This is a genomic window from Nocardioides sp. Soil805 (assembly GCF_001429625.1).
GTDB lineage: Bacteria > Actinomycetota > Actinomycetes > Propionibacteriales > Nocardioidaceae > Nocardioides.
On the sequence record NZ_LMSU01000004.1, the window covers coordinates 34,754 to 61,624 of the forward strand.

The 26,871-nt window shown below is 68.9% G+C and carries 26 protein-coding genes and 2 pseudogenes; 17 read left to right on the forward strand and 11 right to left on the reverse strand.

Annotation, left to right across the window (positions count from 1 at the left end; translation table 11 throughout):
- Positions 1-31 precede the first annotated feature (31 nt).
- The 4 genes from ASG94_RS21860 (at position 32) to ASG94_RS17595 (ending at position 3,735) form a co-directional block, all read left to right on the forward strand.
- Positions 32-1,225 (forward strand): AAA family ATPase, encoded by a 1,194-nt coding sequence (locus ASG94_RS21860; protein ID WP_156411684.1) that lies wholly within the window; start codon positions 32-34, stop codon positions 1,223-1,225.
- Positions 1,226-1,280: 55 nt separating this feature from the next.
- A complete protein-coding gene (locus ASG94_RS21865) occupies positions 1,281-2,399 on the forward strand; it encodes a helicase C-terminal domain-containing protein (RefSeq protein WP_156411685.1) in 1,119 nt (372 codons plus the stop codon).
- 102 nt (positions 2,400-2,501) lie between these two features.
- A complete protein-coding gene (locus ASG94_RS17590; protein ID WP_056927793.1) occupies positions 2,502-2,900 on the forward strand; it encodes a hypothetical protein in 399 nt (132 codons plus the stop codon).
- Between the two features lie 181 nt (positions 2,901-3,081).
- A complete protein-coding gene (locus ASG94_RS17595) occupies positions 3,082-3,735 on the forward strand; it encodes a potassium channel family protein (RefSeq protein ID WP_200958180.1) in 654 nt (217 codons plus the stop codon).
- A gap of 140 nt (positions 3,736-3,875) precedes the next feature.
- On the opposite strand, the pseudogene ASG94_RS22675 reads toward ASG94_RS17595, so the two are convergent.
- A pseudogene (locus tag ASG94_RS22675) lies at positions 3,876-4,052 on the reverse strand (IS481 family transposase); the annotation flags it as partial.
- A 3-nt stretch (positions 4,053-4,055) separates the two neighbouring features.
- Here ASG94_RS22675 and ASG94_RS17600 point away from each other — a divergent pair.
- Positions 4,056-4,487, forward strand: a pseudogene (locus ASG94_RS17600) (integrase core domain-containing protein); the annotation flags it as partial.
- Positions 4,488-4,506: 19 nt separating this feature from the next.
- On the opposite strand, the gene ASG94_RS17605 reads toward ASG94_RS17600, so the two are convergent.
- On the reverse strand, positions 4,507-4,821 hold the full coding sequence (locus ASG94_RS17605; protein WP_056927795.1) for a GNAT family N-acetyltransferase: 315 nt from the start codon (positions 4,819-4,821) through the stop codon (positions 4,507-4,509).
- 148 nt (positions 4,822-4,969) lie between these two features.
- Positions 4,970-7,726: an AAA family ATPase gene (locus ASG94_RS17610; protein ID WP_200958181.1), complete on the reverse strand. Its 2,757-nt coding sequence runs from the start codon at positions 7,724-7,726 to the stop codon at positions 4,970-4,972.
- Positions 7,727-8,010: 284 nt separating this feature from the next.
- Between ASG94_RS17610 and ASG94_RS17615 the strand changes: the two genes are divergently transcribed.
- The 7 genes from ASG94_RS17615 (at position 8,011) to ASG94_RS17650 (ending at position 14,757) form a co-directional block, all read left to right on the forward strand.
- On the forward strand, positions 8,011-8,889 hold the full coding sequence (locus ASG94_RS17615; protein WP_056927796.1) for an ABC transporter ATP-binding protein: 879 nt from the start codon (positions 8,011-8,013) through the stop codon (positions 8,887-8,889).
- A 50-nt stretch (positions 8,890-8,939) separates the two neighbouring features.
- Positions 8,940-9,659 carry an ABC transporter permease gene (locus ASG94_RS17620; RefSeq protein WP_056927797.1) on the forward strand — a complete coding sequence of 240 codons (720 nt, stop codon included), beginning with the start codon at positions 8,940-8,942 and terminating at the stop codon, positions 9,657-9,659.
- A complete protein-coding gene (locus tag ASG94_RS17625; RefSeq protein ID WP_056927798.1) occupies positions 9,656-10,660 on the forward strand; it encodes a protein kinase domain-containing protein in 1,005 nt (334 codons plus the stop codon). Before ASG94_RS17620 ends, ASG94_RS17625 begins: the two co-directional genes overlap by 4 nt.
- The gene (locus tag ASG94_RS17630; RefSeq protein WP_056927799.1) at positions 10,555-11,394 is read left to right on the forward strand and encodes an alpha/beta fold hydrolase; all 840 of its coding nucleotides are present in this window, start codon (positions 10,555-10,557) and stop codon (positions 11,392-11,394) included. Before ASG94_RS17625 ends, ASG94_RS17630 begins: the two co-directional genes overlap by 106 nt.
- A 5-nt stretch (positions 11,395-11,399) precedes the next feature.
- On the forward strand, positions 11,400-11,798 hold the full coding sequence (locus tag ASG94_RS17635) for a DUF4260 family protein (protein ID WP_056927800.1): 399 nt from the start codon (positions 11,400-11,402) through the stop codon (positions 11,796-11,798).
- 155 nt (positions 11,799-11,953) lie between these two features.
- Positions 11,954-12,874 carry an extracellular catalytic domain type 1 short-chain-length polyhydroxyalkanoate depolymerase gene (locus ASG94_RS17640; RefSeq protein ID WP_162260836.1) on the forward strand — a complete coding sequence of 307 codons (921 nt, stop codon included), beginning with the start codon at positions 11,954-11,956 and terminating at the stop codon, positions 12,872-12,874.
- Positions 12,875-13,317: 443 nt separating this feature from the next.
- Positions 13,318-14,757 (forward strand): dihydrolipoyl dehydrogenase family protein, encoded by a 1,440-nt coding sequence (locus ASG94_RS17650; RefSeq protein WP_056927803.1) that lies wholly within the window; start codon positions 13,318-13,320, stop codon positions 14,755-14,757.
- Positions 14,758-15,379: 622 nt separating this feature from the next.
- On the opposite strand, the gene ASG94_RS17655 is transcribed toward ASG94_RS17650, so the two are convergent.
- Together ASG94_RS17655 and ASG94_RS17660 are read right to left on the reverse strand one after the other, a co-directional pair.
- Positions 15,380-16,351, reverse strand: coding sequence for an alpha/beta hydrolase family protein (locus ASG94_RS17655; protein WP_056927804.1), 972 nt, complete (start codon positions 16,349-16,351; stop codon positions 15,380-15,382).
- A 25-nt stretch (positions 16,352-16,376) separates the two neighbouring features.
- Positions 16,377-17,279, reverse strand: a complete 903-nt coding sequence (locus ASG94_RS17660) for an alpha/beta hydrolase family protein (RefSeq protein WP_056927805.1) — start codon at positions 17,277-17,279, stop codon at positions 16,377-16,379.
- A gap of 95 nt (positions 17,280-17,374) precedes the next feature.
- Here ASG94_RS17660 and ASG94_RS17665 point away from each other — a divergent pair, with 95 nt between their 5' ends.
- Entirely contained in the window at positions 17,375-17,947 is a 573-nt protein-coding gene (locus ASG94_RS17665; RefSeq protein WP_056927806.1) for a TetR/AcrR family transcriptional regulator, read from the forward strand.
- A gap of 524 nt (positions 17,948-18,471) precedes the next feature.
- Here the strand turns inward: ASG94_RS17665 and ASG94_RS17670 are convergent.
- Entirely contained in the window at positions 18,472-19,452 is a 981-nt protein-coding gene (locus ASG94_RS17670) for an NAD(P)/FAD-dependent oxidoreductase (protein WP_156411688.1), read from the reverse strand.
- A gap of 67 nt (positions 19,453-19,519) precedes the next feature.
- On the opposite strand from ASG94_RS17670, the gene ASG94_RS17675 reads away from it, so the two are divergent.
- Entirely contained in the window at positions 19,520-20,080 is a 561-nt protein-coding gene (locus ASG94_RS17675) for a helix-turn-helix domain-containing protein (protein WP_056927807.1), read from the forward strand.
- 507 nt (positions 20,081-20,587) lie between these two features.
- Here the strand turns inward: ASG94_RS17675 and ASG94_RS17680 are convergent.
- Positions 20,588-21,139: a TetR/AcrR family transcriptional regulator gene (locus tag ASG94_RS17680; RefSeq protein ID WP_056927808.1), complete on the reverse strand. Its 552-nt coding sequence runs from the start codon at positions 21,137-21,139 to the stop codon at positions 20,588-20,590.
- Between the two features lie 83 nt (positions 21,140-21,222).
- On the opposite strand from ASG94_RS17680, the gene ASG94_RS17685 reads away from it, so the two are divergent.
- On the forward strand, positions 21,223-21,942 hold the full coding sequence (locus ASG94_RS17685) for an SDR family oxidoreductase (protein ID WP_056927809.1): 720 nt from the start codon (positions 21,223-21,225) through the stop codon (positions 21,940-21,942).
- Between the two features lie 198 nt (positions 21,943-22,140).
- Entirely contained in the window at positions 22,141-23,121 is a 981-nt protein-coding gene (gene bla, locus ASG94_RS17690) for a class A beta-lactamase (protein ID WP_200958183.1), read from the forward strand.
- 49 nt (positions 23,122-23,170) lie between these two features.
- Here the strand turns inward: bla and ASG94_RS17695 are convergent, their stop codons facing one another.
- Both ASG94_RS17695 and ASG94_RS17700 read right to left on the reverse strand, forming a co-directional pair.
- Positions 23,171-23,587 (reverse strand): hypothetical protein, encoded by a 417-nt coding sequence (locus ASG94_RS17695; protein WP_156411689.1) that lies wholly within the window; start codon positions 23,585-23,587, stop codon positions 23,171-23,173.
- A 151-nt stretch (positions 23,588-23,738) separates the two neighbouring features.
- Entirely contained in the window at positions 23,739-24,164 is a 426-nt protein-coding gene (locus ASG94_RS17700; protein ID WP_056927811.1) for a Rid family hydrolase, read from the reverse strand.
- A gap of 204 nt (positions 24,165-24,368) precedes the next feature.
- Between ASG94_RS17700 and ASG94_RS17705 the strand changes: the two genes are divergently transcribed.
- Positions 24,369-24,869, forward strand: a complete 501-nt coding sequence (locus tag ASG94_RS17705) for a helix-turn-helix transcriptional regulator (RefSeq protein ID WP_056927812.1) — start codon at positions 24,369-24,371, stop codon at positions 24,867-24,869.
- Between the two features lie 116 nt (positions 24,870-24,985).
- On the opposite strand, the gene ASG94_RS17710 is transcribed toward ASG94_RS17705, so the two are convergent.
- Both ASG94_RS17710 and ASG94_RS17715 read right to left on the reverse strand, forming a co-directional pair.
- Positions 24,986-25,651: a response regulator gene (locus ASG94_RS17710; RefSeq protein WP_056927813.1), complete on the reverse strand. Its 666-nt coding sequence runs from the start codon at positions 25,649-25,651 to the stop codon at positions 24,986-24,988.
- Positions 25,648-26,769, reverse strand: a complete 1,122-nt coding sequence (locus ASG94_RS17715; protein ID WP_162260837.1) for a sensor histidine kinase — start codon at positions 26,767-26,769, stop codon at positions 25,648-25,650. Before ASG94_RS17715 ends, ASG94_RS17710 begins: the two co-directional genes overlap by 4 nt.
- Between the last annotated feature and the right edge of the window lie 102 nt (positions 26,770-26,871).

Genomic DNA, 26,871 nt, shown 5'->3' on the forward strand with positions numbered 1-26,871 from the left:
ATGGGCCTCGAGGTTGACAGGGGCGCCCGGGATGCCGCTGCGCGTCGATGACGTACCTCTGCAGGCGATCGAATCGATCGCGGCCGAGGTTGTCACCGCCGTCAGTGTGAAGCGATCGGTCTGGAACCACTGGAACCTGATGGCCGAGGCGTCGAAGCAGACGATGGACCTGCGCTTCGCGACCACAGCTGACCGCGAGGTCGTCGTGGCGATGGTCGTCGACGCAGCCCAAGTCCAGTCGGTGACGCTCACTCCGCCCGAACTCGCGATCAGTCCGGTGCGCTTCCAGCGTGAGGATGGGACCAGCGTCTTCCGCCCGCGGCACTCGGTGAAGTACTCCTCCCACGCGATCATCGCCGCCGAGCAGCAGTTGCTGGAGCGCTCGGAGGCCGTCGGAGGTCCGACTGTGCGGCAGGCCGTCACGGCCCGAGTCATTGCGCACTCGCAGGGGAGTCTCAGCTCGCAGCAGAGGGCTGCGTTGGAGAGCATCACGGCGTCAGGGCGCGTCGTTGATCTGCTCGTAGGTCCAGCAGGGGCGGGGAAGACGACCGGCATGCGTGCCCTTCGCTCGGCATGGATCACCCAGCACGGACGGGGGAGCGTCATAGGTCTTGCTCCATCGGCCGCTGCTGCGCAGGCGCTGGCGGATGATCTGGGGGTCGCCTGCGACAACACGGCCAAGTGGCTGACGGAGTTCGACCCCGGGCGCGCCGTTCTGCGCGAGGGCCAGTTGCTGATCGTGGACGAGGCCACGCTGGCCGGCACGGCCACCCTCGACCGGATCACCGGCATCGCGGAGGACTCGGGGGCCAAGGTCCTCCTCGTTGGTGATCCGTACCAGTTGCAGTCAGTCGAGGCTGGCGGCGCGTTCTCGTTGCTGGTCGATCGTCGTACCGACGCACCCGAGCTCACCGAGATCCACCGATTCGCCCACAAGTGGGAGAAGCACGCCTCGCTGGCGCTGCGCCGCGGCGAGGTCGAGATCGTCTCCACCTACGCCCGACAGAAGCGGATCCGCGAGGGACTCACCGACGAGATGCTCGACCAGGCGTACGACGCGTGGCGTGCTGATTCGGCGTCCGGGAAGGCCAGCATCCTGGTGACAGACTCGTCCCGCGCCGTGCGGGCGCTCAACGAACGCGCGCGCCGAACGCATCCTGCTCGACGGGGCGGTCGACGGGCACGAGGTCGCGCTCGGCGACGGCAGCCGCGCGTCCATCGGTGACGTCGTCATCACCCGCCGCAACGAGCGGACCCTGCGCACAGCGGCCGGGGGATGGGTGAAGAACGGAGATCGCTGGCGGGTCGCCGACGTCCGGCGCGACGGCTCCGTGGTGGTCGACCGCCTCGACCCGCGACGACGAGGGAAAGCGGTCCTTCCTCGCGACTACGTGGGGGAGCACCTCGACCTCGGGTACGCCGTAACCGCCCACCGCGCCCAGGGCGTCACCGTCGACACGTCGCACGTCGTCGTCACTCCCACGACCACCCGCGAGAACCTCTACGTCTCGATGACCCGCGGCAGGGAATCCAACATCGCGTACGTCGCGCTCGATCAACCGGACGACAGTCACGGGACACCGGAGCCCGACGATGTCACGGCACGAACGGTGCTCGTCGGGGTTCTTGAACACAGCGGCGCGAGCCTCGGGGCGCTTCAGACGATGGAAGCGGAGTACGAGCTGTACGGCGGAATCGACCGCCTGGCCGCCGAGCTAGAGACTCTCGCGGCAGATGCCCAGCGCGACCGGTTCGTGGAACTCCTTCGACGGTCCGGTCTCACGCCGGAACAGCAGCAAGCGGTCCGCCAGTCGAGCGCGTTTGGGCCGCTCACCGCGTCCCTCCGCCGGGCTGAGGCGTACCACCACGACCTCGAGAGACTGGTTCCGCGGGTCGTGCGGCAGCACGCACTCGATGATGCTGACGAGATCGCCGCCGTGCTTCGGCACCGGGTCGAGCAGGAGGCGCAATCCCCGCCCCGCGACTGCCGGCTGCGCCCGCGCTTGGTTGCAGGCCTGATTCCGGAGCCGTTGGGGCAGATGTCCGCTGAGGACCGCCAGGCGATCGACGAACGCAGCGAGCTCCTCAAGGCCCGGGCCCTCGCGCTGGCGACGGCAGCCGTGGACGCCGGCGTGGTGTGGGCTCGCCGACTGGGGAGGCGGCCGAACGAGCCGACGGGCCTCAGGTCCTGGATGCTCTCTGTGGCGACAGTCGCGGCGTACCGCGACCGCTACAAGGTTGAGTCTGATCTGCCCGTCGGGGGAGCAGCCGCGCACGACGCCCAGCGGGCCGACCGACGGCGGGCACAGCGGGCTGCCCGTGACGCGCAACACCTAGCACCCGACGCCGGAACCGACCGCAGGGTCGCGACACCTGCGCATGCCATTTCCGCCCCATAGTCCTCTTCGGGAACCCTGTTTCCACAGCCGGACGTCCGGCTCAGCGGCTCGGCGGCGGTCTGGCCTATGACAGGCGTATCCACAGCTCCGCGGGAGGTCCCGATGCTGATCCTGCTAGCGATACCCGTCATCGTGGCGGTCGCCCTGGCGCACCGATCGGTCCAAGCCGTCGCGCCGTCCAACCTGCTAGTCAGGCGGGTGCGCTCGGCGCAGCCGCGGTGGCGCACGGGGGCTCTTCTTCTCGGACTAGCAATGGTCCTGCTCCTGACCATGCACATTGTTGCCAACGCGGCCTCCGCGGGCTTCCCGGGCTGGCTCAATCTGGTTGTGCTCGTCCTCGCGTGGGACGCCCTCAAGGTCGGATGGCTTGCTGTGGAGGTCATCGCTCGCGGCATCATTTGCGTCGCCGGCGAGTCCGTGAAACCACGGAGCTCACCAGTCAGGCCTGCTCTCACTCATGGCTCACCGGGCAACCCCCATGCCGTCGACGGGAACGCCTGACGCCAACGCGCCGTGACCCACCCCGCCGCGAAGGACGTAGACGCCGAGAGCCACCGCGTCGGCGATACCTCTCCACAAACCCCCCTTTTCTACCCGAAAGTTTGGGCGGTTTGCGACAGTCGGGGCTCTGTCGACCCGTCTAAGACCGCGTGTACTGGTCTGGGCGTGCAACACTCCCGCGGTGACGAAGGTTGAGCGTTGGGAGCGTCGAAGCGAAGTTCCGCTAATGCTCTTGGCCGGTGCTTTTGTCGTCGCGTACGCCTGGCCAGTCCTCGACCCGCGCCTAGATCCTGACCTCCGGACTCTGCTCGACGCTCTGTCTTGGACCGTCTGGGCTGCCTTCGCAATTGACCTGGCAGCCCGGCTCTTCCTCGCTGAGGATCGACGGCGCTATGCGGTGAGCCACTGGTACGACGTCGCGCTGGTGCTCCTGCCGGTCCTCCGTCCTCTTCGTCTGCTGCGCCTGCTCGCCCTGGTCCGCATCCTTGACCGTTCGGCGGCCGGTTCGATCGCAGGGCGTGTCCTTGTCTACGTCTCCGGTGCCACCCTGCTGGCGGTCGCGCTGGGCGCGCTGGCCACGCTGGATGCCGAGCAAGACGCGGCTGAAGCCAACATTACGACGTATGGCGATGCCCTGTGGTGGGCGAGCACCACAGTGACGACGGTTGGATACGGTGATCGCTTTCCCGTCACCGGTGAGGGACGCTTCGTCGCGGTGGCTCTCATGCTTGTCGGGATCGCGCTTGTGGGGACAGTGACGGCATCCATCGCCTCCTGGATGCTTGCCCGCATTGAGAGCGAGCGCGCCGCTGCCGGGACGAGCGAGGACGCCTAAGTCCGCTCAACTGGTCCTCGAACCCAAGCGGTCCAACCGGATCTAACTGGGAGACCGAACACCACAGTTGAAGCTTGACCGCGACAACGACCGGACCGCCCTGCGAGAGGCACTAACGATCCGGTGGTGAGTGGCGTCAGCCCGTGTGGATCGTTGCGTTCGCGTCGCGCTGAGCGCCCCCGTCCTCGACCGCGGTAATGAACGCGTGTGCGCTTGTCGGGGCGGGACCGGAGGTTGGTGATCAGTTCGCGGCGGCCACGCCAGCCGCCGCCGTCGGGTATCCGGTCGAGCTTCTTGACGTCCATGTGGACAAGGTCGTCGGCATTCACTACGTCCACTCACTCGTCGATGACCACTTCCGGCTGGCATACTCCGAGATTCTCGCCGACGAGAAGGGCCCGACCTGCGGGGCGTTCCTGCTCCGTGCCGCGGCCTACTTCACCAACCTCGGCATCACCACGATCCGTCAGGTGATGACCGACAACCACCTTAACTACAAGCGGTCCAACGACGTCCGAAACGCCATCACCGCCGTTGGCGCCCAACACATCTTCATCACGGCCGACTGCCCCTGGCAGAACGGCAAGGTCGAACGCCTCAACCGCACTTTGCAGGTCGAGTGGGCCTACCGGCAGATCTTCCTGACCAACGACGATCGCACTGCCGCCCTTGCGCCCTGGCTCGAGCACTACAACACTCAACGATGCCACTCAGCCCTCGGAGGGCTACCCCCGATCAGCCGACTGTCATGAACCTGTCAGCCGAGTACACCTAGTCGCTGACGGTGGACGGCGGCGCGTTGAAGAGCAGGCCCCGGTAGTCGGGGTGGCGGCCGAGCCAGCCGAGGATGAACGGGCAGATCACCAGCGCCTTGAGCCGGCGCTCGCGGATGTCGTCCAGCGCGCTGCGGGCCAGCGCGCTGCCGACGCCCCGGCCCTCGAAGGCCGGGTCCACCTCGGTGTGGGTCAGCACGACCAGCTCGCTGGTCTCCTGGTAGTCGACGAACCCGGCGACGCTCGCGTGGTCGACGACTGCCTCGTAGCGTTGCCTACCGGCGTTGTTGGTCACGGTGACGTCGGGTGGCATGTGCAGACTCCTGGCGGGTGCGTACGGCGTGATGAACCGGCTGACGACCCGATACTGCCGCGGCAGGCGACGCCTTCGCGTCGGTGAAGATCCCTGATTGCCGACGCATCAGCGTCGAGTAGGTGTCGGTCCTGCGCACCGAAAACGGTCAGGCGAGACGCAGGTCCTTCAGCTGGCGACGCGACGTGATGCCGAGCTTGCGGAAGATGTTGCGCAGGTGGGCCTCGATCGTGCGGGGACTGAGGAACAGCTCTGCGGCGACCTCCCGCGACGTCGCCCCGGTGGCGACGAGGCGGGCGATCTGCAGCTCGTGCGGGGTGAGGGCGTCGGTCGGTTGTGCGGAGCGCTTGCGCGGGTGCTCGCCCGTGGCGCGCAGCTCACGAGCGGCACGTTCGGCGAACGCTTCCGCGCCCATCTCCGACAGCATCTCGTGGGCGGTGCGGAGCTGTTGTCGGGCGTCCTGACGGCGTCCCTCGCGGCGCAGCCACTCGCCGTAGACGAGGTGTGTACGGGCGAGGTGGGTGGCGATCCGGCAAGCACCGAGCAGCTCGATGGCGTCCCGGTAGTGCTCCTCCGATGCTGCCCCGGTGCTGGTGAGCGCCTTCGAGCGCGCTGCGATCCCGCGTGCCCACGGTGTGCCGCTGACGCCCGCCCGCGACTCGAGCATGTCGAGAGCGGCGGCCGCCGCTGCCGGTCGGCCGGCGCGGACCGCCGCCTCGACCAGCTCCGGCAGTGCGAAGTTGCTGTGCGGCAGCTCGTCGCTCTCGCACGCCAGCGCGGCGGAATCCATTGCCGTCCGGTAGTCGCCGAGGCCGTTGTGGAGCACCGCCGAGGCGTACTCGGCCCAGGTGACCGCCGTGCCGGTGCCTCGTCCTTCCGCACTCCCGGCGACGGCGGCCCGGAGCCCGAGCGTCTCGGCGGTGCGCCCCCGCCAGGCAGCGAGGGTGAGCCTGGTGAAGGGCATCGGCGCGGCTCCGATCGCCGTCGTGATCGCCGCCTCCTCGGCGGCCAGCTCCTCGGCGCGGGCGAAGTCGCCCTGCATCAGCAGGTTGACGCACATGTTGACCAGTGCGACCGGGAGAGCGGCCAGCGCACCGGCCTCACGGGCGAGCCTGACGTTCCGGCTGATCAGTCGGTCGGCCAGATCGTCGTCGAACAGTGTGACGGCCACGCGGCTGCCCAGCCACAGCCATCTGAGTCCGTCAGGCTCGGTCGCGACCTCCAGGGATGACGGTTCGTCGCCGAGGGCCCGTGCTGCCCGGCGGAGGCCGGGCACACCTGCCTCGTACCCCTGGGTGAACGTCGTCACCCATCCATCGAGCAACAGGTCCGCCGTTGTCGGCGGACCAGGGGGAGGCGGTGCGGATCGAGCGGCCTCGGCCACGCGCAGTGCCTCGCGGGGGTGACCGGGGCCGCCGAGCATGATCGCCGCGTTGAGCGCGTCGAGGTAGGTCTCGCGTGACAGCGAAGCGTCCAGCGGGGCCAGTGTCCTGGCCGCATCAAGGAGCATGCCCGGCGCCTCGCTGCCGTGCGTGCGGTGGAAGGCGATCTGGGCACGCAGCAGCTCGAGGCGGGCGACCTGCAGGGCGTCCAGGGGCCCGGCTTCCGCAACCGTCAACAGCTCCGAGGCGGCTTGGGAGGCACCGGCTGCGTGCTTGGCGTGCGCGGCCGTCAGTGCCCGATCCGCGCGGCGAGCAGGCTCAGGTGTCAGCTCGGCCGCCTGCTGCAGGAACGCGGCCGCGGCAGCCAGGCCACCGCGGGCCCGCGCCCGTCCGGCCGAGCTCTCCAGCTCCGCGGCGGCCGCCTCGTCGGCGCCGAGCACGGACCGCGCGCGGTGCCAGGCACGTCGGTCCGGGTCCGACTGGGGGTCGGTGGCGGCGGCCAGCGCGCCGTGCACGCGTCGACGGTCCGGCGCCGAGCAGTCGCGGTAGACGGCCGAGCGGACCAGCGGGTGGCGGAACCGCACCCAGCCGTCGATCTCCAACAACCCGGCCGATTCGGCAGGTGCGGCCGCCTCGGGTTCGATCCCCAGCGTCTCGGCCGCGCGCCACAACACTGCTGCGTCGCCGGTCGGGTCGGCCGCCGCGAGTAGCAACAGCAGCTGGGTCTCGGACGGCAGGTCCCTCGAGCGCTGCCGGAACATCTCCTCGATGCGACGCGGCACGCTGAGCGCGTGGGGCGGCTCGAAGCCGCCGGCCAGCTGCGTGGGGGGCGCGCTACGAGGCAGCTCGAGCAGCGCGAGGGGGTTGCCGCGCGCCTCAGCGACGACTCGGTCGCGCACCTCCTCGTCGAGCGGGGTGGACACTGCGAAGGCGAGCAGCGCCCGCGCCTCGCTCTCGGGCAGCCCGGTCAGGCGAAGGTCGGGCAGGCCGACGAGCGAGCGGAGGTCACCGTCGTCGGTGGGGTCGCGTGCGCACAACAAGAGCGCCAGCTGCTCTGCCGCCACCCGGCGGGCCACGAAGGCCAGCACCTGCGCGGACGCCTCATCGAGCCAGTGGGCGTCGTCGACGATGCACAGCAGCGGCCGCTCCTCGGCGACCTCGGACAGCAGGTTCAGGACGGCCAACCCCACCAGGAAGCGGTCCGGAGCCGCTCCGGACTGTTGGCCGAACGCCGTACGGAGCGCGATCCGCTGTGGCTCGGGCAATGCGTCGAGGAGTCCCAGGAGCGGCGTACAGAGCTGGTGCAGGGCCCCGAACGCGAACTGGGTCTCGGACGGGAGGCCGATCGCGCTCTCCACCCGGAACCCTGACCTGGCTGCCACCGAACGAGCGTGCTCGAGCAGCGCCGTCTTGCCGATGCCGGCTTCGCCCAGCACCGTCAGCGACCCGCTACGTCCGGCTCGCGCCTCGTCGAGCAGACGCTCGACCGCCTGGCGCTCGGCGCGCCGGCCCACCAGTTCCACCAAGAGCTCCTCACTGGCCCGGTCGGCACCGGACTAGGTGATTGTCGCCGATGCGAACAACACCCGCCAGCGCAGCACCCGTTGCTCGGCGGGACCACGGAGCACGACATGGGGGAGTTCTACCGACGCGAGCCGGCTGCCGTCTGGGCGAACCTGTTGGCACGGCAGGAGAACCCGGGGCTGACGGCCTGTCGGACCTCCTCGGCTCGGGGGCGGGGGTCCCCGGCCGAGGAGCGGGTCATCACCCTTGCCCGCGCCTCATCAAGACGAAAAGGAACCACCAGATGCCCGCCTCTCCCGTCATCGAGGTCGACGCCCTCACCGTCGCCTACGGTGACTTCACCGCCGTCAAAGACCTGTCCTTCGAGGTCCGACGCGGCGAGCTCTACGCCCTGCTGGGCACGAACGGGGCCGGCAAGACGTCCACGCTGGAAGTCGTCGAGGGGCACCGCCGACCCACCTCCGGCACGGTGCGGATCTTCGGCGCGAGCCCACAGGACCGACTGGCCGTGCGACCGCGGATGGGAATCATGCTGCAGGAGAGCGGCTTCTCCCCGGACCTGACGGTGCAGGAGTCGGTCGCGCTGATCGGATCCCTGAGCGGCCGGGACGACACCGTCGACCGGGTGCTCGCGGTGGTGGGTCTCACCCGGAAGGCGGGCACCGTCGTCGCGCAGCTCTCGGGTGGGGAGAAGCGCCGTCTGGACTTCGCCACTGCCGTGTACGGCGGACCCGAGCTGGTGATCCTCGACGAGCCCACCACGGGGCTGGACATCCAGTCCCGCGACGCGCTCTGGGATGCGGTGGACAGCCTGAGGGAGGCGGGATCCACGGTCGTGCTCACCACCCACTACCTCGAAGAGGCACAGCAGCGGGCCGATCGCATCGGCCTCATGCACGAGGGACGGCTGCGGCGCGAAGGCACGGTCGCGGAGCTCACCCAGACCCTGCCGTCGGTCATCACCTTCGCATTACCCCCGGGGGCTCCCGAGCCGCCGACCGTCGGGGCGCTCAACGGGGGCTTCCACATCGAGACCTTCCACCTCCAGGACGACCTCCACCACCTCCTGGTGTGGGCACACGACCATGCGGTGGAACTGAAGGACCTGCAGGCCGGCCCGACCCGCCTGGACGACGTCTTCCGCGCCCTGGACCCCACATGAACCACGGGCCGACCCGACCACGGCACCCGCTCACGAAAGGAACCCCGACCATGCTGGCCATCGCTCGCAGCGAGATGATCCAGATCTTCCGCAACCGGCTCGTCCTGGTCACCGGTCTCGTCATCCCGGTCGCCATCAGCGGCTACTTGGTCTACGAGCACGATCGGTTCGCCGACCTCGGCAGCCTCGGCTACATCGCAGCGATCGTCATGTTCACCGTGCTGGCCCTCGGGCTCTACACCACCGCGGTGACCACCCTCGCGTCGCGCCGGCAGAACCTCTTCCTCAAGCGTCTGCGCTCCACCGCGGCGGGCGACGCCGGCATCGTCACCGGGCTGGTCCTCCCAGCCACCGTCGTGGCCCTCGTCCAGGTGGTCGTGATCCTGGTCGTGCTGGGAGCGGTGACCACCGAGCCGGCCCAGGTCGTCCTGCTCGCTGTGGCGATCCTGGCGACCACGGCCATGATGGTCGCCCTGGCGCTGGCCACGGCAGGACTGACGAGCTCGCCCGAGCAGGCCCAGGTGACCACGCTGCCGGTAAGCCTGCTGGTGGTCGCGGTGGCCAGCTGGGTGGGCATCACCGGCACGGAGGACTTCACCCGCCTCAAGCGGCTGCTCCCCGGAGGCTCTGCCACCGAGATGGTGGTCAACGCCTGGAACGGGGGCGTTCCCCTGCTCGAATCGCTTCCCCTGCTGGCCACCACGCTCGGATGGGTGGCCGTCGCCGTCGCCATGGCCGTCCGTCTGTTCCGCTGGGAACCACGTCGATGAGCGCGGAGAGAGTGCTTTGCGGACGCTACGAGGTGGGCGAGGTCATCGGGCGCGGCGGCATGGCCGACGTCCACCTGGGACGCGACAGGCGCTCGGGCCGCCGGGTCGCGATCAAGATGCTCCGGAAGAAGCTGGCGGAGGATCCGGTCCTCCGTACCAGCCTGCAACGCGAGGCCCAGACGCTGAGGCGCCTTCACCACCGGGGCATCGTCGCCCTTCACAACGCCGGGCAGGACGAGGTGCGCGACGGCTCGGGTGAGGAGCATGCCGCCCCGTTCATCGTGATGGAGTACGTCGCCGGCCGGTCCTTGCGCGAGCTCCTCGGCATGGGTCGGCTGTCACTCGCGAAGTCGATCCACTACCAGGTCGGGGTGCTCCGGGCCCTGGAGGCCATCCATCGCGCAGGCGTCGTGCATCGCGACATCAAGCCGGCCAACGTCATGGTCACCTCACGGGGCGCCGTCAAGCTCGTCGACTTCGGCATCGCGCGTCCCAGCGACGACCCCGCTGCGACCGTCAGCGACGTCGAGATGCTCCTCGGAACGCCCCGATACCTCTCTCCCGAGCAGGCGCGCGGCGAGACCGCGGACGCTCGCAGCGATCTCTACTCGGCCGGCTGCCTCCTCTTCGAGCTGCTTCTCGGACGGCCACCCTTCGCCGGCGACGACCCCATCGCCCTGGCCTACCAGCACGTCCACGAGCCGCTCCCGCGAACCGATACAGGGATCCCCGCTCTGGACGCCGTGGTCGTGAGAGCGCTCGCCAAGCGCCCCGACGAACGCTTCCAGGACGCGCGAGCCTTCCGGGACGCACTCCAGTCCGCGACGAAGCACGTCGCTCCCCACCGCGACTCGACCACTGACCACACCGCACGACAACGAGAAGGAAGCACACCATGGGATTCATCACCGTCGGAGAAGAGAACAGCACCCCGATCGAGCTCTACTACGAGGACCAGGGCTCGGGACAGCCGGTCGTCCTCATCCACGGATACCCGCTGAACGGCCACAGCTGGGAGCGCCAGACGCGCGAGCTGCTTGCCGAGGGGTACCGGGTCATCACCTACGACCGTCGCGGGTTCGGGAGCTCGTCGAAGGTCGGCACCGGCTACGACTACGACACCTTCGCCGCCGACCTCCACATCCTCATGGAGAACCTCGACCTGCGCGACGTCGTCCTTGTCGGCTTCTCGATGGGCACCGGCGAGCTTGCCCGCTACGTCGCCCGGCACGGACACGAGCGGGTCGCGAAGCTGGCGTTCCTCGCCTCGCTGGAGCCCTTCCTCCCGGTCCGCGACGACAACCCGGACGGGGTGCCGCAGGAGGTCTTCGACGGCATCGAGGCAGCGGCGCGGGGCGACCGCTACGCGTGGTACGGGGAGTTCTTCGCCAACTTCTACAACCTGGACGAGAACCTCGGGCAGCGGATCAGCCAGGAAGCCGTCACCGCCAGCTGGAACGTCGCCATCTCCAGCGCCCCGGTCGCCGCCCACGCGGTGGTGTCGTCGTGGATCGAGGACTTCCGGGCCGACGTCGAGGCGGTCCGCGAGAGCGGGAAGCCCGCGCTCATCCTGCACGGCACGGCGGACAACGTCCTTCCCATCGACGCGACGGCTCGACGCTTCCGCACCCTCCTGCCCGACGCGACCTACGTCGAGGTCGAGGACGCCCCCCACGGGCTGCTCTGGACCCACGCCGACGAGGTCAACGCGGCCCTTCGCGCGTTCCTGGGCTGAGCCGGATGGACGGACAGGTCAGAGCGACTCAACGGCTCGAGGCGGGGGCGGTGGCCATCGCCGCCCTCGTCGCGGTCGTCACGCTGTATCCCGATTGGTGGTGGGTGCCGTTCGCTGCGTTTCTCGCGTTCGACCTCTCGATGGTTGGCTACGCGCGATCGACGGCTGCAGGAGCCACGACGTACAACGCGGTCCACAACTACGCGTTCGCGGCGTTGGCGGCGCTGGCCGCGCTGATCCTGGAGCCGGTGTCCGGGGACCTGTCTACGACAGCGGGTGTCCTCGCGTGTGCGTGGGCCTTCCATGTCGGTGTCGATCGCGCCCTCGGCTACGGGCTCAAGCTGCCGGACTCGTTCATGAGCACCCACCTCGGACAGATCGGCGGCAAGGCGGAGCGGCCATGACCACCCTTACCGGGACGCGCACGAGAGCTGGGGTGGGAAGGCGTCGCCGGCGTCGCCCTCGTCGTCGGTCCCGGGTCGTGATCGGTGCCGCGGTGGCACTGACGACCGTGACCGCACTGGCCACCGCGGCGTTCCAGTACGGGATGCCGTGGTGGATGGACGACGGCGACCACAACCACGTGTACACCGGCGCGGTCGGTTCGCAGCGGTACCAGGTCCACCTGCCGCCGCAGCACGGCGGTGAGACGCGGCTCGCGGCGATCATGGCCATCCACGGATGCGGGATGACCGGGTTCGGGTGGAACTCGATGAAGTCCACGACGCAGCTGAACGCGCTGGCGGACAGGGAGGGCTTCATCGTCATCTACCCGACCCAGCGGCTGTTCCGCAGCGGCATCAACTGCTGGCGCTCGGGCGACCCACGCGAGCAGCACCGCTACACCGGCGAGCCCGCGCTGCTCGCCGGGGTCGCCCGCGAGGTCGTCGAGACGTACGGCGCGGATCCAGACCAGGTGCACGTAGCGGGCGCGTCCTCAGGCGCAGGGACTGCCGTCATACTCGGAGTGACCTATCCCGACGTGTTCGCCACAGTGACATCGGTGGCGGGTGGTGAGTACGGGCTGAATCAGGTCGCCCCGGACGGCCCCGACTCGACGCCACCGGTCTACACCGCACGCCAGGCGTGGTCCCAGATGGGGGACCGGGCGCGACAGGTGCCCCTACTCGTCATCCAGGGGGAGGAGGATGAGGTCGTCCCACCGCTCGTCGCCACTCGGCTGATCGAGCAGTGGACAGCCGTGAGTGACCTCGTGGACGACGGTGTGCTGAACGACAGCCTGCGCTTGGTCGAGGAGACCGTGACCGTCCCCGGGGACGAAGACGAGCACGCCCACGTGCACACCACCGTCAGCAGCCAAGGCGGCGCTTCCGTGGTCGAGTCCTACCTCGTCGAGGACATGGGGCACGTCTGGCCAGGGCCGTCCGGCGAGGGCCTGTTCACCGATCACGCGGGTCCCGACGCCAGCGCCATCGCCTGGGACTTCGCCCGACGCCACCCGAAAGGACCCCTGGAATGAGCGGGTGTCAGCTCGTCGTCGCGTGCGCCGCTACCCCTGCGCAGGGGGGCAGGCCGTGAGATCGATGATCCCCGACTACCTGAGCGAGGCGCTCGCGGGCGTCGCGCCGGACGTCTCGGGTTCGCTTGCGGGATACATCCCCGAGCTCGCAGCAGCCGATCCCGATCGCCTGGGCGCGGCGCTCGCCACTGTAGACCGCGAGAGCCACGCCGCTGGTGACGCTGACGCCGCGCAGCGATGGCACTCGACCCCCCACGATGGTCCACTCGCTCGACGACGTAGCCCGACGCATGCTGCTCGCACTCGCACGCCGACTCACGCTCGACGGTCACGAAGCCGTCGTCGTTGACCCTGAATCTGTGCTCCCCGACCCAGGCGACCTGACCCGAGTCACCATCGTCGGCAACCTCGACACCCTCCCTCGCATCAGACAGGAATAGACGATGAATCACAGCGGCAGCGACACATGGGACCTGATCGTCCTCGGGGCCGGCGCGGTCGGTGAGAACGTCGCCGACTACGCCACCAAGGGCGGACTCAGAACCGTCATCGTCGAGGCCCAGCTCGTCGGGGGCGAGTGCTCCTACTGGGCCTGCATGCCGTCCAAAGCGCTCTTGAGACCGGCAGCCGCGCGCCTCGCCGTCCAACGCGTCGCGGGCGCGAGCGCTGCAGTCACCGGAGACCTGGACGTCGCGGCCGTGCTCGAACGCCGTACCGGGTTCACGAGCGCCTGGGACGACGCAAACCAGGTCTCATGGCTCGACAGCGCCGGCATCGACCTCGTCCGCGGCCGCGGTCGAATCGTTGGCGAGAGGACAGTCGACGTGGCACAGGCCGACGGCACCGTCCGCCGCCTCACCGCGACCCACGCCGTCGCCGTCTGCACCGGCTCCGTGCCCACCCTCCCTCCGATCGAGGGACTCGCGGACGCGAAGCCCTGGACGAGCCGGGAGGCGACCTCGATCACGGACGTGCCCGGTTCGGTTGCGATCCTCGGGGGCGGCGTCGTGGCGGCCGAGCTCGCGACGATCTACCGCTCGCTCGGCGCCGAGGTCACCGTGATTCTCCGCGGCAGGTTCCTCAGCCGGTTCGAGGATTTCGCCTCCGATCGCGTCCGCGCCAGCCTCGAGGAGTCGGGCGTCCACTTCGTCACCGCGTCTCCGTCGAGCGTGACCCGCGCCCAGGACGGGCGCGTCCACATCACCCTCGGGCACAACGTCGAACCGATCATCGTCGACGAGATAATCGTCGCCACAGGTCGCCACTCCGCGACGACCGGACTCGGCCTCGAGGACGTCGGTGTCTCACCGACCGACCTCCGAGTCGACGACTCGATGCGCGTCGCCGGGGCGCACGGTGACTGGCTGTACGCGGTCGGCGACGTCAACGGCCGCGCGCTCTACACGCATCAAGGCAAGTACCAGGCACGAGCGGCTGGGCTCGCGATCGCGGCCCGCGCTGCCTCCACGCTCCCGTCCGACCTCACCGAGCCGTGGAGCGACCATGCCGCGACGGCCGACCACGCGCATGTGCCATCCGTCGTCTTCACGGAACCGGAGATCGCGACCGTGGGTCTCACGTCCGAGGAGGCCGATCAAGCCGGCCTCCCCATCCGCGTGATCGACCACGACCTGGGCTCCGTCGCGGGCGCCGCCGTGCGCTCCGACGGCTACGCCGGCGCCGTCCGCGCGGTCATCGACCTCGAACGCCAGCTCATCGTGGGAATGACGTTCGTCGGCCAGGACGTCTCCGAGTTGCTGCACGCCGCCACCATCGCCATCGTCGGCGAGGTGCCGCTCGATCGGCTGTGGCACGCCGTGCCCGCCTACCCGACGATGAACGAGGTCTGGCTGCGTCTCCTCGAGGCCGAGCGATACGCATAGGTCTCAGCCACTCGTCGAGACCAGCGCTCGGTCGCTGCGAATTCGTCTTCTGCATACGTGACTCCGCGTGGCGCACGCGCCACCATGATGAGGAAACTGCCACGTCTGGTCATCGCGTCCTCAGCATCGTCGGCACCGCGAAGCCGCAGAACCTCATAGAGGCTTGGGGCGTCAACGCCTCTCACCACTTAGTCTTCACGCGACAGACCCGACGAAAGCTCGACGCGCTCGCCACGCTGGTCGACCGCGGTCTCGTCAAGCCGCTCAGCGGAGTGACCCTTCCGCTCGCTCGCTCGGTCGGCGAGGATCACGAGCTCCTCGAGAACAGGCATGCGTACCCGCTCCACGGCAAGGTTGCCGTCGATGTGGCGGGAGAGACTGTTGCGCCGCCCTGTGGCACCTCGTAGCAGACCGCTTGCAACACTCGGCAGTGTCGTAGAGCCTTCGGTCGATCAGCACCTTCCGGCACGGGGCTCGACCTCCCTGACATGTTGGCGGCCAGGGGCGGTACAGAAGTGACCTCCACCGGGCCGTAGGCCAGGACCGGTTCCGTGGCGTGACCTAGCGCCGTGCTGGTCGAGGGCACCGCCTGGTCGTCCGACGATCGAGCCGGTCGCAGGGCTCAGCACTTCTCGGACACTGTTGCCGTGTGGGCGGGCTCGGAACGCAACCAATCGACCTCTCGCGCCCACGCACCGGAGTCCACGCCGAGCTGCGTACGCAAGAACGCGGCGGTCATGCGCATCACCATGGCGGCGCGGGGTAGATCCTCGTCGGTGGTCTCGGCCACGTCGTAGCCGGCGATTCCTCCGAGACTGTGCTCGCCGCCGTGGACGGCGAGGAGGAACTTGGGACCGGGCGCGAGGCGGTACGCGTCAGTCTGCCACTCGGCGCCGACGACATTCAGGTGACGGGCGTGATCCTGATCGCCAGCAATGACGAGAGTGGGCGAGAGCATTGTGCTGAAGTCGGTGTCACTCAAGACGGGGTAGTGATTGGCAGCGCCGGGGCTGAGCGCATCACCGCCGCGTCCGGGCGCAGCCATCATCACACCGGCCCTGACGCGCGCGTCGCGAGCGTCTACCCGCTGACCTGTCGCCGGATCCCGCGGACGGGAACCCAGCACCATGCCCGCCGTGTGTCCGCCCATCGAATGCCCGACGACGGCCACGTTGGCGACGTCCAAACGGCCGGCCACAGCGGGCAGGACGTCAGTCAGGACGTCCAGGTGATCAAGCACCAGCGACACGTCTCGCGCCCGCGAGCGCCAGTACAGCGGAGCCTCCGTAGCGGGGGCATCACGCAGTCCGAGCGTCATCGAGTCAAGGTGAGTGGGTTGCAGCACCGCGAACCCGCTGGCCGCCAGGTAGTTGGCCAGCGAGGCGTAGCCATACAAGGAGGAGGCGTACTGAGAAGGACCGTGTCCGTGGGACAGGACCACCACCGGCAATGCGTGCTCAGTCACCGGTGCCGTCACCCGTACCTGGAGCTCGGCAGGCCTCCCTTCGGAGGGGAACGCGACGGGTGCCACCGAGACAAGAGGACCGGTCAGCGCACCGCTCGCGCGGGTGGGAACAACGATGTGTCGCGTCATGAGGACTCCGTTCGGGGCTCGAGGGTCAGGCCTTGTGCCTGAGCGTGGCCGTGAGGTCGGCCCCCGCCTCGTCGCTGAAGCCGGTCCAAGCCCTGGTGTCGAGGTCGAGAGCCTCGAGGAGGTAGGCGGTGACGGCGTCGGCCACGAGTGCGACGCGGGCCTGGTCGGTGTCGGTCGTCTCGGCCACGGCCTCTCCGGCGATCCCGCCGAGGGTGTGCTCCCCGTCGGGGACAACCATCAGGCTCTTCGGTGCGGGGCTCAGCTCGTAGGCGTCGAGGAACCAGTCCGGTCCGCGTGTTGACATCTTCGACTGGTCCTTGTCGCCGGCGATGATGAGGGCCGGGGCAGTCATGGTGGTGTAGTCCGGCCTCATGAACGACAGGTGCTCCTGGGCGAAGGGCGTCAAGGAGTCCCCGGTCCCGGTCGCTGCGATGAGGACGCCGGCGCCGATGCCCTCGCGCGAGAAGTCCTCATCGGCGTTGCCGGCCGCGTCGAAGACGCGGGCGCCGAGAAGGGCGCCGACCGTCTGGGCTCCCCAGGAGTGGCCCACGAGTGCCACTCGCGACAGGTCTGCCCGGTCGGTGAGCCCGGCCTCGCCGACGATGTGACCGAGATGGTCGAGCACGGCGTGGAGGTCGGCGATGCGAACCCGCCAGATGGTCTGGAACCTCGGGTCGTCGAACCCGATCCCGTGGCGGCGCGAGTCGAGGTGGGTGGGCTGGACGACGACGAACCCTGCGGCCGCCCACCGGTCGACGAGCGGCTCGTAGCCGTCCATGGACCAGGCGTTGCCGTGCGAGAACACGATGACGGGCAGGTCGTTGCCCTGCCTCGGCGCGGTGACCTTGACCTGCAGGTCCGCGTCGCGTCCTGTGAGGGGAACGGCGATCGGCTTGACCGCAGTTTGCTGGTGTCCGGGAGTAGGCATGTCTGGCTTTCTGTTCGGGGGGTACGTGCCGCATACTTGACGGAACGTCGTTCCGCTACGTTACCGGAACACTGTTCCGCGAAACAAGGAGAGCCGTGTCACGAGATGTCGGAGTTCGCGAGGCCGGTGCGCGACGCACCCGCGAGGCGCTTGTGGCTGCTGCGGCCGAGGTGTTCGTGGAGCGGGGGGTGCAGGCGCCCATCCGGGACATCGCGGGGCGAGCCGGCGTGGGCGTCGGCACGGTGTACCGACACTTCCCGGACCGGGCCGAGCTCGTCATCGCCGTCTACCGCCACCAGATCGACGAGTGCGTCGCCCTGGCCGAGGAGCTGCAGGACTCGTCCGAACCGGGGAAGGCCCTCGAGCGGTGGATCGGCGACTTCGTGGAGTTTCTCGTGACCAAGCACGGCCTGGGAGTGGCGCTCCAGTCGGACGATGCCGGTTTCCACAGCCTGCATGCCCTCATGCTCGACAAACTGGTCCCGGCGTGCGGCCTGTTGGTCGACGCCGCCGTCGCGCGAGACAAGTTGGACCCGGGCGTGACTGCCTACGCCCTGATGCGCGCGGTGGGCAACCTCTGCATCCTGGGACCGGGCTACGAGCGCGAGGATGCCCGGGCCATGGTGGTCAGGCTGCTGACCGGTTGCCGTCTGGCGGACGGTAGATAGCCTGGAGCTTGCGTCGGGAACACCCGCGCCGGTGGCGACGCGGACGCCAAGCGCCGCATGTGAGGGCCTTGCTCATGCACGGCCTGCACGGCACCTCGTGTGGGTGTCTTGGACAGCACGAGCCCGAAGGGGACCCTGACGAGGTGCCGCACATTGGCACGCGACCGTGCTACCACCGTCGCTGCCCTTGCGCTCCTCTGCCTCGCTACTGCGGGAGCGATCGCCGTTCGCGTCGGGACGCTCACCGGGCGCCGCCGGGCGCCGCCGGGCGCGCCTCGGCGTGTTGGCGACAGCGGCGGAGTGGTCGATGGTGGACGTCGCGTTCCTCGCCCAGGGGTCGGGCCTCGCGAGATCCACAAGTCCCACGTCTCACGTCGGACGCCGTGACCTCCCAACCGTTCTGCGGGCAGCAGATGGCGTCGCTGCCCTCGCCGCAGCGAGCGCGCGACCGGCGGCGAGCCCCCGACCTCGAGGTGGACGTTTACGTGCCCGCTCCACACGCGGTCACTGGAGCAGGGCTCCTCCTAGGCCGACCGCTCGAGGGAGTCGTCGCGGTGGGCCCGGACGGCCTTCGCCGCGTCGGCGTTGGCGAGCTCGGCGTTGATCCACGCGCCCACCCGGGTGCCGTGGGCCGCCGACGCGATGAGGATCATCGAGATGTCCGTGGCGTTGCCCGCCGCGAAGATGCCCGGCACGGACGTCGCGCCGGTGGCGGGCTGGACGGCGATCACGGAGCCGAAGGCGATGCCGTTCATCTCGAACGGGGTCGGCTCGATCCCCATCGGGCCGAGGAAGTCGGTCCGGACGTGGGGCTTCGACGCGACGACGATCGCGTCGCGCTCGAGCACGGAGCCGTCGGCCAGACGCAGCCCGACCAGCTTCTCGCCGTCGGTCACCACTTCCCGCGGCGTGCCGCGGGTGAACCGCACGCCGATCGCGCCGAGCCTCTCCATCTCATCCTCGGGCAGCTCGACGCCGTCGTGCACTACCACGACCACGTCGTCCGAGAGCTGCCGGAAGAGCAGGGCCTGGTGTCCGGCCATCGGGGTCGTGCCAAGCACGGCGATCGCCCGGTCGCGCACCTCCCAGCCGTGGCAGTAGGGGCAGTGCAGGACGTCGATGCCCCAGCGCTCGGTCAGCCCCGGGACGTTCGGGAGCTCGTCGACGACGCCGGCGGTGACCAGCACCCGTCGCGCGCCGTACCTCCGTCCGCCTTCGGTGGTGACCAGGAAGGCGTCGACATCCCCGGACAGGCCGACCACCCGGTCGGCGACCACCTCGACGCCGTACGCCGCCACCTCGACGCGGCCATCGGCGAGCAGCTCCAGTGGAGGGACGCCCTCGCGACCCAGATAGTTGTGGGCGTGGCCGGCGGGGACGTTTCGGGGCTTGCCGGCGTCGATGACCAGCACCGACCGCTTCGATCTCCCCAGTGCCATCGCGCCACCCAGCCCGGCCGCGCCGCCACCAATGACCACCACGTCGAAAGTCTTGTTCTCACTCATGCCACCGAGCCTGCCGACGCAGGTGCGCGTTTGACAAACATGCTTGCCGAAATGGCAAACTGGGCGCATGGACGACGAAGGAGTTCTGCGCTCCGTGGGCCCGCGGCTGCGGCAGCTGCGGCTCGAGCAGGAAGCGACGCTGAGCGACCTCGCCGAGGAGACCGGCATCTCGGTCAGCACCCTGTCGCGCTTGGAGTCGGGCCAGCGCAGGCCCACCCTCGAGCTGCTGCTGCCGCTCGCCCGGGCGCATCGCGTCGCCCTCGACGAGCTGGTCGACGCACCCGAGACGGGCGACCCGCGGATCCGCTCCAAGCCAGTCGAGCGGCACGGCCGCACCTTCATCTCGCTGACCCGCCGTCCTGGTGGGCTTCAGTCCTTCAAGATGGTGATGCCCGTCGACAGGGATCCGCGCCCGACTCTGCAGACTCACGAGGGCTACGAGTGGCTCTACGTTCTGAGCGGCAGGATCCGGCTGGTGCTCGGCAGTCGCGACCTCGTGCTCGAGCCGGGCGAGGTCGTCGAGTTCGACACCCGCACGCCCCATTGGATCGGTAACCCGGGACCGACGCCGGCGGAGGTGTTGGCAATCTTCGGTCCGCAGGGCGAGCGTATGCACGTCCGCTCCTGAACCGCGACGCTGCACTGTGGCGCGGGTGGCGTCGTGGACGCGCGGCGACCCGTACCGGCGCGACCGTGAAGCTTGAGTAGGGCTCCCTACCGGCCGAGCGCCCGAGACGGCACGTGCCGTCCGTCCAGAGCGCTTCGGCGAAGCAGGGCCGCCTACGTCATCGTCACTACGACGAACAGGGCCCCCCGGCGCAAGATCGCCAACATGGCCACGACGTCCGGATATGGCAACAGACGGGTGCGCTCTCAGCTCGTCCACCGACCATCCAGTGGGCGCCTCACCGGACGGGTGTCGCGGGGACGCGTTCACGTGCTGGGGAACGTGGCTCTGCGCGGATTCCCTGCACCGATCCGCCTACCTGCGTCCGCCCACGCAGTTCGAGGCCATCGTCACCGTCTGGCAGATGGGCCTCGGTGGGTCGCGTCGTGCGCCACGGCTCCGCGGGTGAGAAACGGGTAGCCCTCGCCAGTGCCACGCTGTGCCCCTCGGCACGGCGGCATACGAGTGTCACTGCGACGGGAACGCCGCCATCGCGGTATCGGCGATCGATAGCAGTTCCTCGGTGGTGCCGCCATCGCGGGCGAGGCCGGACATCCCACGCATGACTGTCACTAGGAACGAGGCCAGGTGGTCGGTGTGCACGCTGGTTTCGAGATCACCGTCCTGGACCCCCTGATCGAGCCGTTCCCTGATTCGACGGTGGAGGTCCTCCCGCTGCGCGACCAGCCGTGCCTCGGTCAGCATCAGGCAGCCTGGGGGAGTCGTGTCGTCAGTGTGGGCGAGGGCGGTGTCTTCGAGCATCCGGGCTACGGAGTCGCGAGTGTTGGGTAGCGCCGTCGCACGATCAACGGCGTCGCACGTGCGTCGGAAGTACGCCGCTGAGGCCTCCTCGAACAGGCGGTGCTTGTCGCCGAACGCCGCGTAAAGGCTCGGTGGCGACAAGCCCATGGCCGCAGTGAGTTTCGCGACGGACGTCTTTTCGTACCCCTCACGCCAGAACTGCTCGACGGCGACCGCGAGCGCGGCGTCGCGGTCAAAGGTCCGTGGTCGTCCGGTCATGTGGGCATCATAACGTAGTGATCGCTATAGAACGTGCTACGGTGGCACTTGATCAATAGTGATCACTACAGAATGGAGTCGTCATGGAGCTCAAGGGAGCGGTAGCGCTCGTCACCGGAGCGAATCGGGGAATCGGCGCCGAGTTCGTACGGCTCCTCCGGATACGCGGGGTCGCCAAGATCTACGCCGCCGCCCGCGATACGAGCTCGATTGAGTTCGACGGCGCCGAGCCGATCGAGATCGACATCACGAATAGCGCCCAGGTCGAGGCCGCGGCTCGAACAGCAGGGGATGTGCAGATCCTGATCAACAACGCGGGGATCTCCACGAACACCGCGCTGGTGACCGGGGACGAAAGAAGGATCAGGCAGGAGATGGACACCAACTTCTACGGTCCGCTGCTGATGACCCGCGCATTTGCGCCGGTGCTCCAAGCCAACGGAGGGGGCGCGATCCTCAACGTCATCTCCGCGTTGTCCTGGTTCACCGCTCCGACCGCCGGAGCTTATGCAGCCTCGAAGGCTGCAGCCTTGACGTTGACGGACAGCACCCGTCTCGAGCTCGCGTCGCAGGGCACACACGTGGTCGGCGTGCACATGGGCCTGGTCGACACGGACATGGCCAATGGCATGGAGGCGCCGAAAATGGACCCGGCCCACCTGGCCGGCGCTGGTCTCGATGCGATCGAGTCGGGCGCACAGGAGGTGCTGGCCGACGACTGGGCGAAGTTCGTGAAGTCTGGGCTCTCGCTCGACCCCCAGGATCGCTACGCCCAGATCTTCGCCGCCCTCAGCATGAGCTAGAGGGTATGGAGTCACTGCTCAGCGCGCTGGGGGCTGTGGCACCGGCCCTTTTTGCAGCGATGGAGGTCACGCATGTCGACGGATGCTCGGCCTCCATCGCTGGACATCCGCTTCGGTGATGCAGTTTGCGCATGGACCGATCGGCACCTGTCTTCGACTCCACCGGCTCGCTCCGCGACAGTGGTTGACATGCGAAACATGAAGATGTTCACCATCGGGATGGCCGCAGCGATGACAGGTCTGTGTCGCCGCATAGGTGCCGGCCTGGCTGCCCTAGTTGTCATGGGTTGCGCCGGCGCCGACGCGGGCGCCGACGACCCCCAGAGCCCGGCGGCCGTCACACCGGACGGCACGTTCGCAGCCAGTGACACGTGTGCAACGGATGAGGATGCATTCGCCGGGCGACTGCGGCATCTCGAGCGAGAGAAGGACGCAGTCGTGGGCGTGTACGCCTTCGCCACCGGTACGGGCGAAGATCTTGCTTATCGGGCCGACGAGCGCTTCGCGTTTGCGTCCACGGGCAAGGCGCTCGCAGCCGCAGTCGTGCTCGATCAGTTGTCCTCCCGAGACCTGTCGCGTCGCCTCTACTGGACCGAGGCGGACCTGGTGCCGTACTCACCGGTGACCGAGCTTCACGTCGAGGACGGCCTGACCGTGCGAGCGGTGCTCGAGGCAGCGGTGACCGTCAGCGACAACACGGCTGCGAACCTCATGTTCGACCTGATCGGGGGCCCGCGGGGGCTGGACGAGGCCTTGGAAGATGTCGGCGATGACACCACGGAGGCCGTCCGTCGCGAGCCCGACCTGAACGACTACACGCCGGGCGACGTACGGGACACCACGACTCCGCGCGCGATTGCTTCGAGCCTGGCTGCATTCGCTGTCGGGGGCGAGCTGAAACCATCGGACGAGCGGCTGTTCAACAACATGCTGCTGCGCAACACCACCGGCGACGCCCTGATCCGCGCGGCCGTGCCGGCGAGCTGGCGGGTCGGGGACAAGACAGGCTCCGCCAGCTACGGCACTCGTAATGACATTGCCGTGGTCACATCGCCGGGACGCACCCCGGTCGTCGTTGCCGTCCTGACTCGGCACAGCACCGCGGACGCCGCCACGGACGACGGGCTGGTCGCAGAGGCTGCAAGGGCAGTCGTCGGATCCTGGTGCGGACCGCACTAGGCACGTCGGGGCGGAGCGGGACGATGTGTTGTTGCCGTCATCTCGCGGATCACCGTCGGACGGCTTGTCCTGAACGTGAAGCGCCACCGACGACAGCACCCAGAACCGCCGGGACCAGGACCAGTCCGAAGGTGAAGAGTGTAGAGAGCGCGTCAGCGCTGAGCCGCTCGGCGAAGCTCATGCTGGTGTCGGCCGATGCCACCGCGACCACCACCCTCCAGCCGGCGGCCAGCGCAACTGCGACCAACGACCAGACGACCGTTGTCGCAGCCAGGTCGTTGGATCGTCCGTCGAGAAACGCCCATACGAAGCTGGCCAGCATCAAGCCGGAGAAGGCGAGCAGCCCGGCGCCGATGTCGGCGCCGCCGCCGTCGTCGGACGTCACGAGGCTTACGGCACCGTAGTAAGTGGCGAGTCCGGCACCCATCACGGCCAAGCGGGTCAGGACGGTCGAGAAGATCTTCATCTGGGGCTCCTTGTCTGTGAAGGGGTGATCAGGGGGAGCGGTGGTCTGGCATACGCCTCGGAGCTGGCTGGCGGACTCCATGGCCGGACCGGACGCTCGACCTCGAGGAACAGCAGCACGGTGGGGAACGGACAGCTCTGCAAGAGGAGTGTCAGCGGTCAGGGGAGGTCACGATGGCCGTGACGCGGATCTCGATCCGCATGCCAGGAGCCCCGAGAGCCGAGACGCCGGTCTGCGTCCAGATGGGAGCACGACCACCCATCCGCTCGCGCAGTTGCTCGACCATCACGTCGTTGTGCGAGTCGCCGATGCTCGTCGACGACTCCGGCACGTGGTACGAGTTGACGTGAACGACATCGGGCCATCCGGCGCCCGCCTCGGCCAAGGTGCGCTCCGTGTTGTCGAACGCTTGGACGATCTCATCGCGGAGCGACTCCCGAAGCACGAAGTCGTCGTCCCAACCTCCCTGCCCAGACGTCTCAACGCGGTTGCCGATGCGAACGGCCTGGCTGTAGCCGAGCTTGCTTTCCAAGATCGCGCCATAGCCGGGTGTGACGAAGAAGTGCGGCGAGTCCATGAGTGGTCGAATCCTTGTCGTCGTGGCCGATGTGGACGCCTCAGGTCCTGCCCCGTCGGTGGGCGTGGCGGCCTGCTTGTTAATCGCGACACTTCGATGCTGTCGCAGGGGGCCGTGCCTTCGCGTCGGTGTACCTCCCTGAGGCCGCGCTTCGGCGTGAGGGATAGGTAGGTGTCGGTGCTGAGCTCCAGCAGTAGACCGGTCATGAAGCCCTCGCCGGAACCCAGCAGGACCCTTGCTGCCCGCTGCCGCGCGCTCACCGGCGTCGGGGCGGCCACGGAGGAGAGTTACCGCGAGGCGATCGAGAGGCTGGGCCAGTGCCTGATGAAGGGGGAGACCGCCGCGCGCAGCTCCTCTACGGCGACCCGTCTTCGCCGCGAGGGTCGGCGACAGGACGCTCGCGAACAGCTCCGCACCGCCCACAAGATGTTGTCGGAGATGGGCGCGGACGCGTTCGCCGAGCGCGCCGCCCGGGTGCTGCGCGCCACCGTCGAGCATCCCCGCAAGCGCTCCACCCAACCCACGGACGCCCTCACCCCGCACGAGCTGCAGATTGCCCGCCTCGTGGCCACCGGTGCCACCTCGCCAGAGGTGGCCGCACAGCTGTTCCTCAGTCCCCGCACGATCGAGGCCCACCTGCGCAGCATCTTCCGCAAGGTCGGCATCACCTCGCGTCGTCATCTGAAGGACCTACGTCTCGCCTGACGACCCAGGGGTCAGTGCTCTTGCCTGTTCCGCGCCGCGCCGCGCCGCGCGGTGCAGTGACGCCGACGCTGGTGCGGAGCCGTACGCGGCCGCCCCCGCACCCGGGCCTCACGCAGCTACCCCGCCAGGCCGTGCTCGTGCGCAAAGACGACGATTTGCACCCGGTCGCGCAGCGACAGCTTGCGCAGAATGCTGCCGACGTGGGTCTTGACCGTCGACTCGCTCGCGAAGATCTGGGCTGCAATCTCAGCGTTCGACAAGCCCTTGGCCACCGCGGCGAAGACGGGTCGCTCTCTGTCGGTGAGCGAGCTGTAGGCCGCCGGGACCGGTCTCGGCGACTCGAACTGGTTGTTCAGCAGCACCGACAGGTCCCGCGGCGCCAGCACAGCGTTGCCTGTATGGACGGTGCGGATAGCGTCGCGGAGCATCACAGGAGTGATGTCCTTGAGCAGGAAACCGCTCGCGCCATGTCGGATGGCGGTCGCGGCACGGTCGTCGAGGTTGAACGTCGTCAACACCACAACCCGCAGCGGCTTGGTCCGTCGGGCGGCGTGGTCGCGTTGGAACAGCTGGCGTGTTGCCTCCACGCCGTCCATCTCGGGCATCCGGATGTCCATGAGCACGACGTCGGGCTCGACCTCGTCGACGAGACGTAGCGCCTCCAGGCCATCGCCCGCCTGTCCGACAACCCGCATTCCGTCCTGGGCATTGACGATGACCGCGACGCCGGCACGGAAGAGCTCCTGGTCGTCGACGAGCAGGACGCGGATGTCGTCGGTCACGCCTGCACCGCACGCAGCGGGATCCACGCGGTCGCGGTGAAGGTTGCGCTTGCGTCCTCGTCGCGACGCTGTACGTGGAGGCGACCACCGACCGAGGCCAGTCTGCGCCCCATGCCGTCGAGGCCGCGACCGCCGTGCGCCGTGCCAACGGCAGTCATCGGTGCGGTCTCGTCGTCCGTCTCGTCGACCGCGTTGCGCACCTCGAGGCGCAGCTCGTCGTGCCACTGCCGCTCCACGCTGATGGGTTCGTCGCGACGCCCGTGCCGGATGGCGTTGGTGAGCATCTCCTGCAGCACGCGATAGGCCACGGCGTCGAGCTCGGGCGGAAGGGGGCGAGGGGTGCCCACGTCGACGAGGTCCACATCGTGACCGCTCGAGCGGACGTTCTCGACCAGCTCCTCCATCTCACCTGGGTGGGGGACAGGCTCCTGCGTCGACGTCAGCACGTGGCGGACGTCCTGCAGCGAGGTGCGCGCGGACGACGCGATCGTCCTCATCGTCTTCTTGAGGCCCTCCGGGTCGTCGGGGAGGAACTGCGCAGACTCCGCCTGAGCGAGGATGACGGCGAGAGAGTGCCCGACGACGTCGTGGACGTCGCGGGCCAACTGCGCTTGCTCGTCCCGCAGACGGGCGATCTCCAGAGCTTGCGTCGCCTCACGGTGGGCGGTGGCGGCGTCCTGCTCTGCGGCGACCTGCGAGACCCTCGACTGCCTGGCGCGGGCGTCGTAGCGCGCCACGAGCCCCAGCAGCCATGGTCCGGCGAGCAGCAGGGTGGCGAACAGCACGGTGACGGCCTGCCAGGTGCCGACCAAGCGGAAGGCCAGGTCCAGTGGCCCGCCGTAGGTGGGAACATCGAAGAAGGACTGGTCGACGACCAGCGCGAGGTAGACCACCAGCCCGGCAGCCGGGATCGAAAGACCGCTGAGCCACACGGTGGCGGTGCTGCCCCATCGGGTCGTGCCGAAGGCGACGTACGCAATGGCGACCTGGACCAGCATCGGCGGCGTGCCTCCCAGGAGCTGTACCACGTAGACGGCCCACACGACCATCAGTGCCACGCCGGGCGCCCGCCGGCTGAATGCGACCGCGGCAGCGGTACCGACGATGACGGTCAGCACGCTGAGAGAAACCGGCGTCAACTCGGCCACACCCACCGCCAGGACTGCCATACCCGCGCCGACGTCGGGTGCCCAGGCGTGCGATCGCCGCGTCATGGCCGC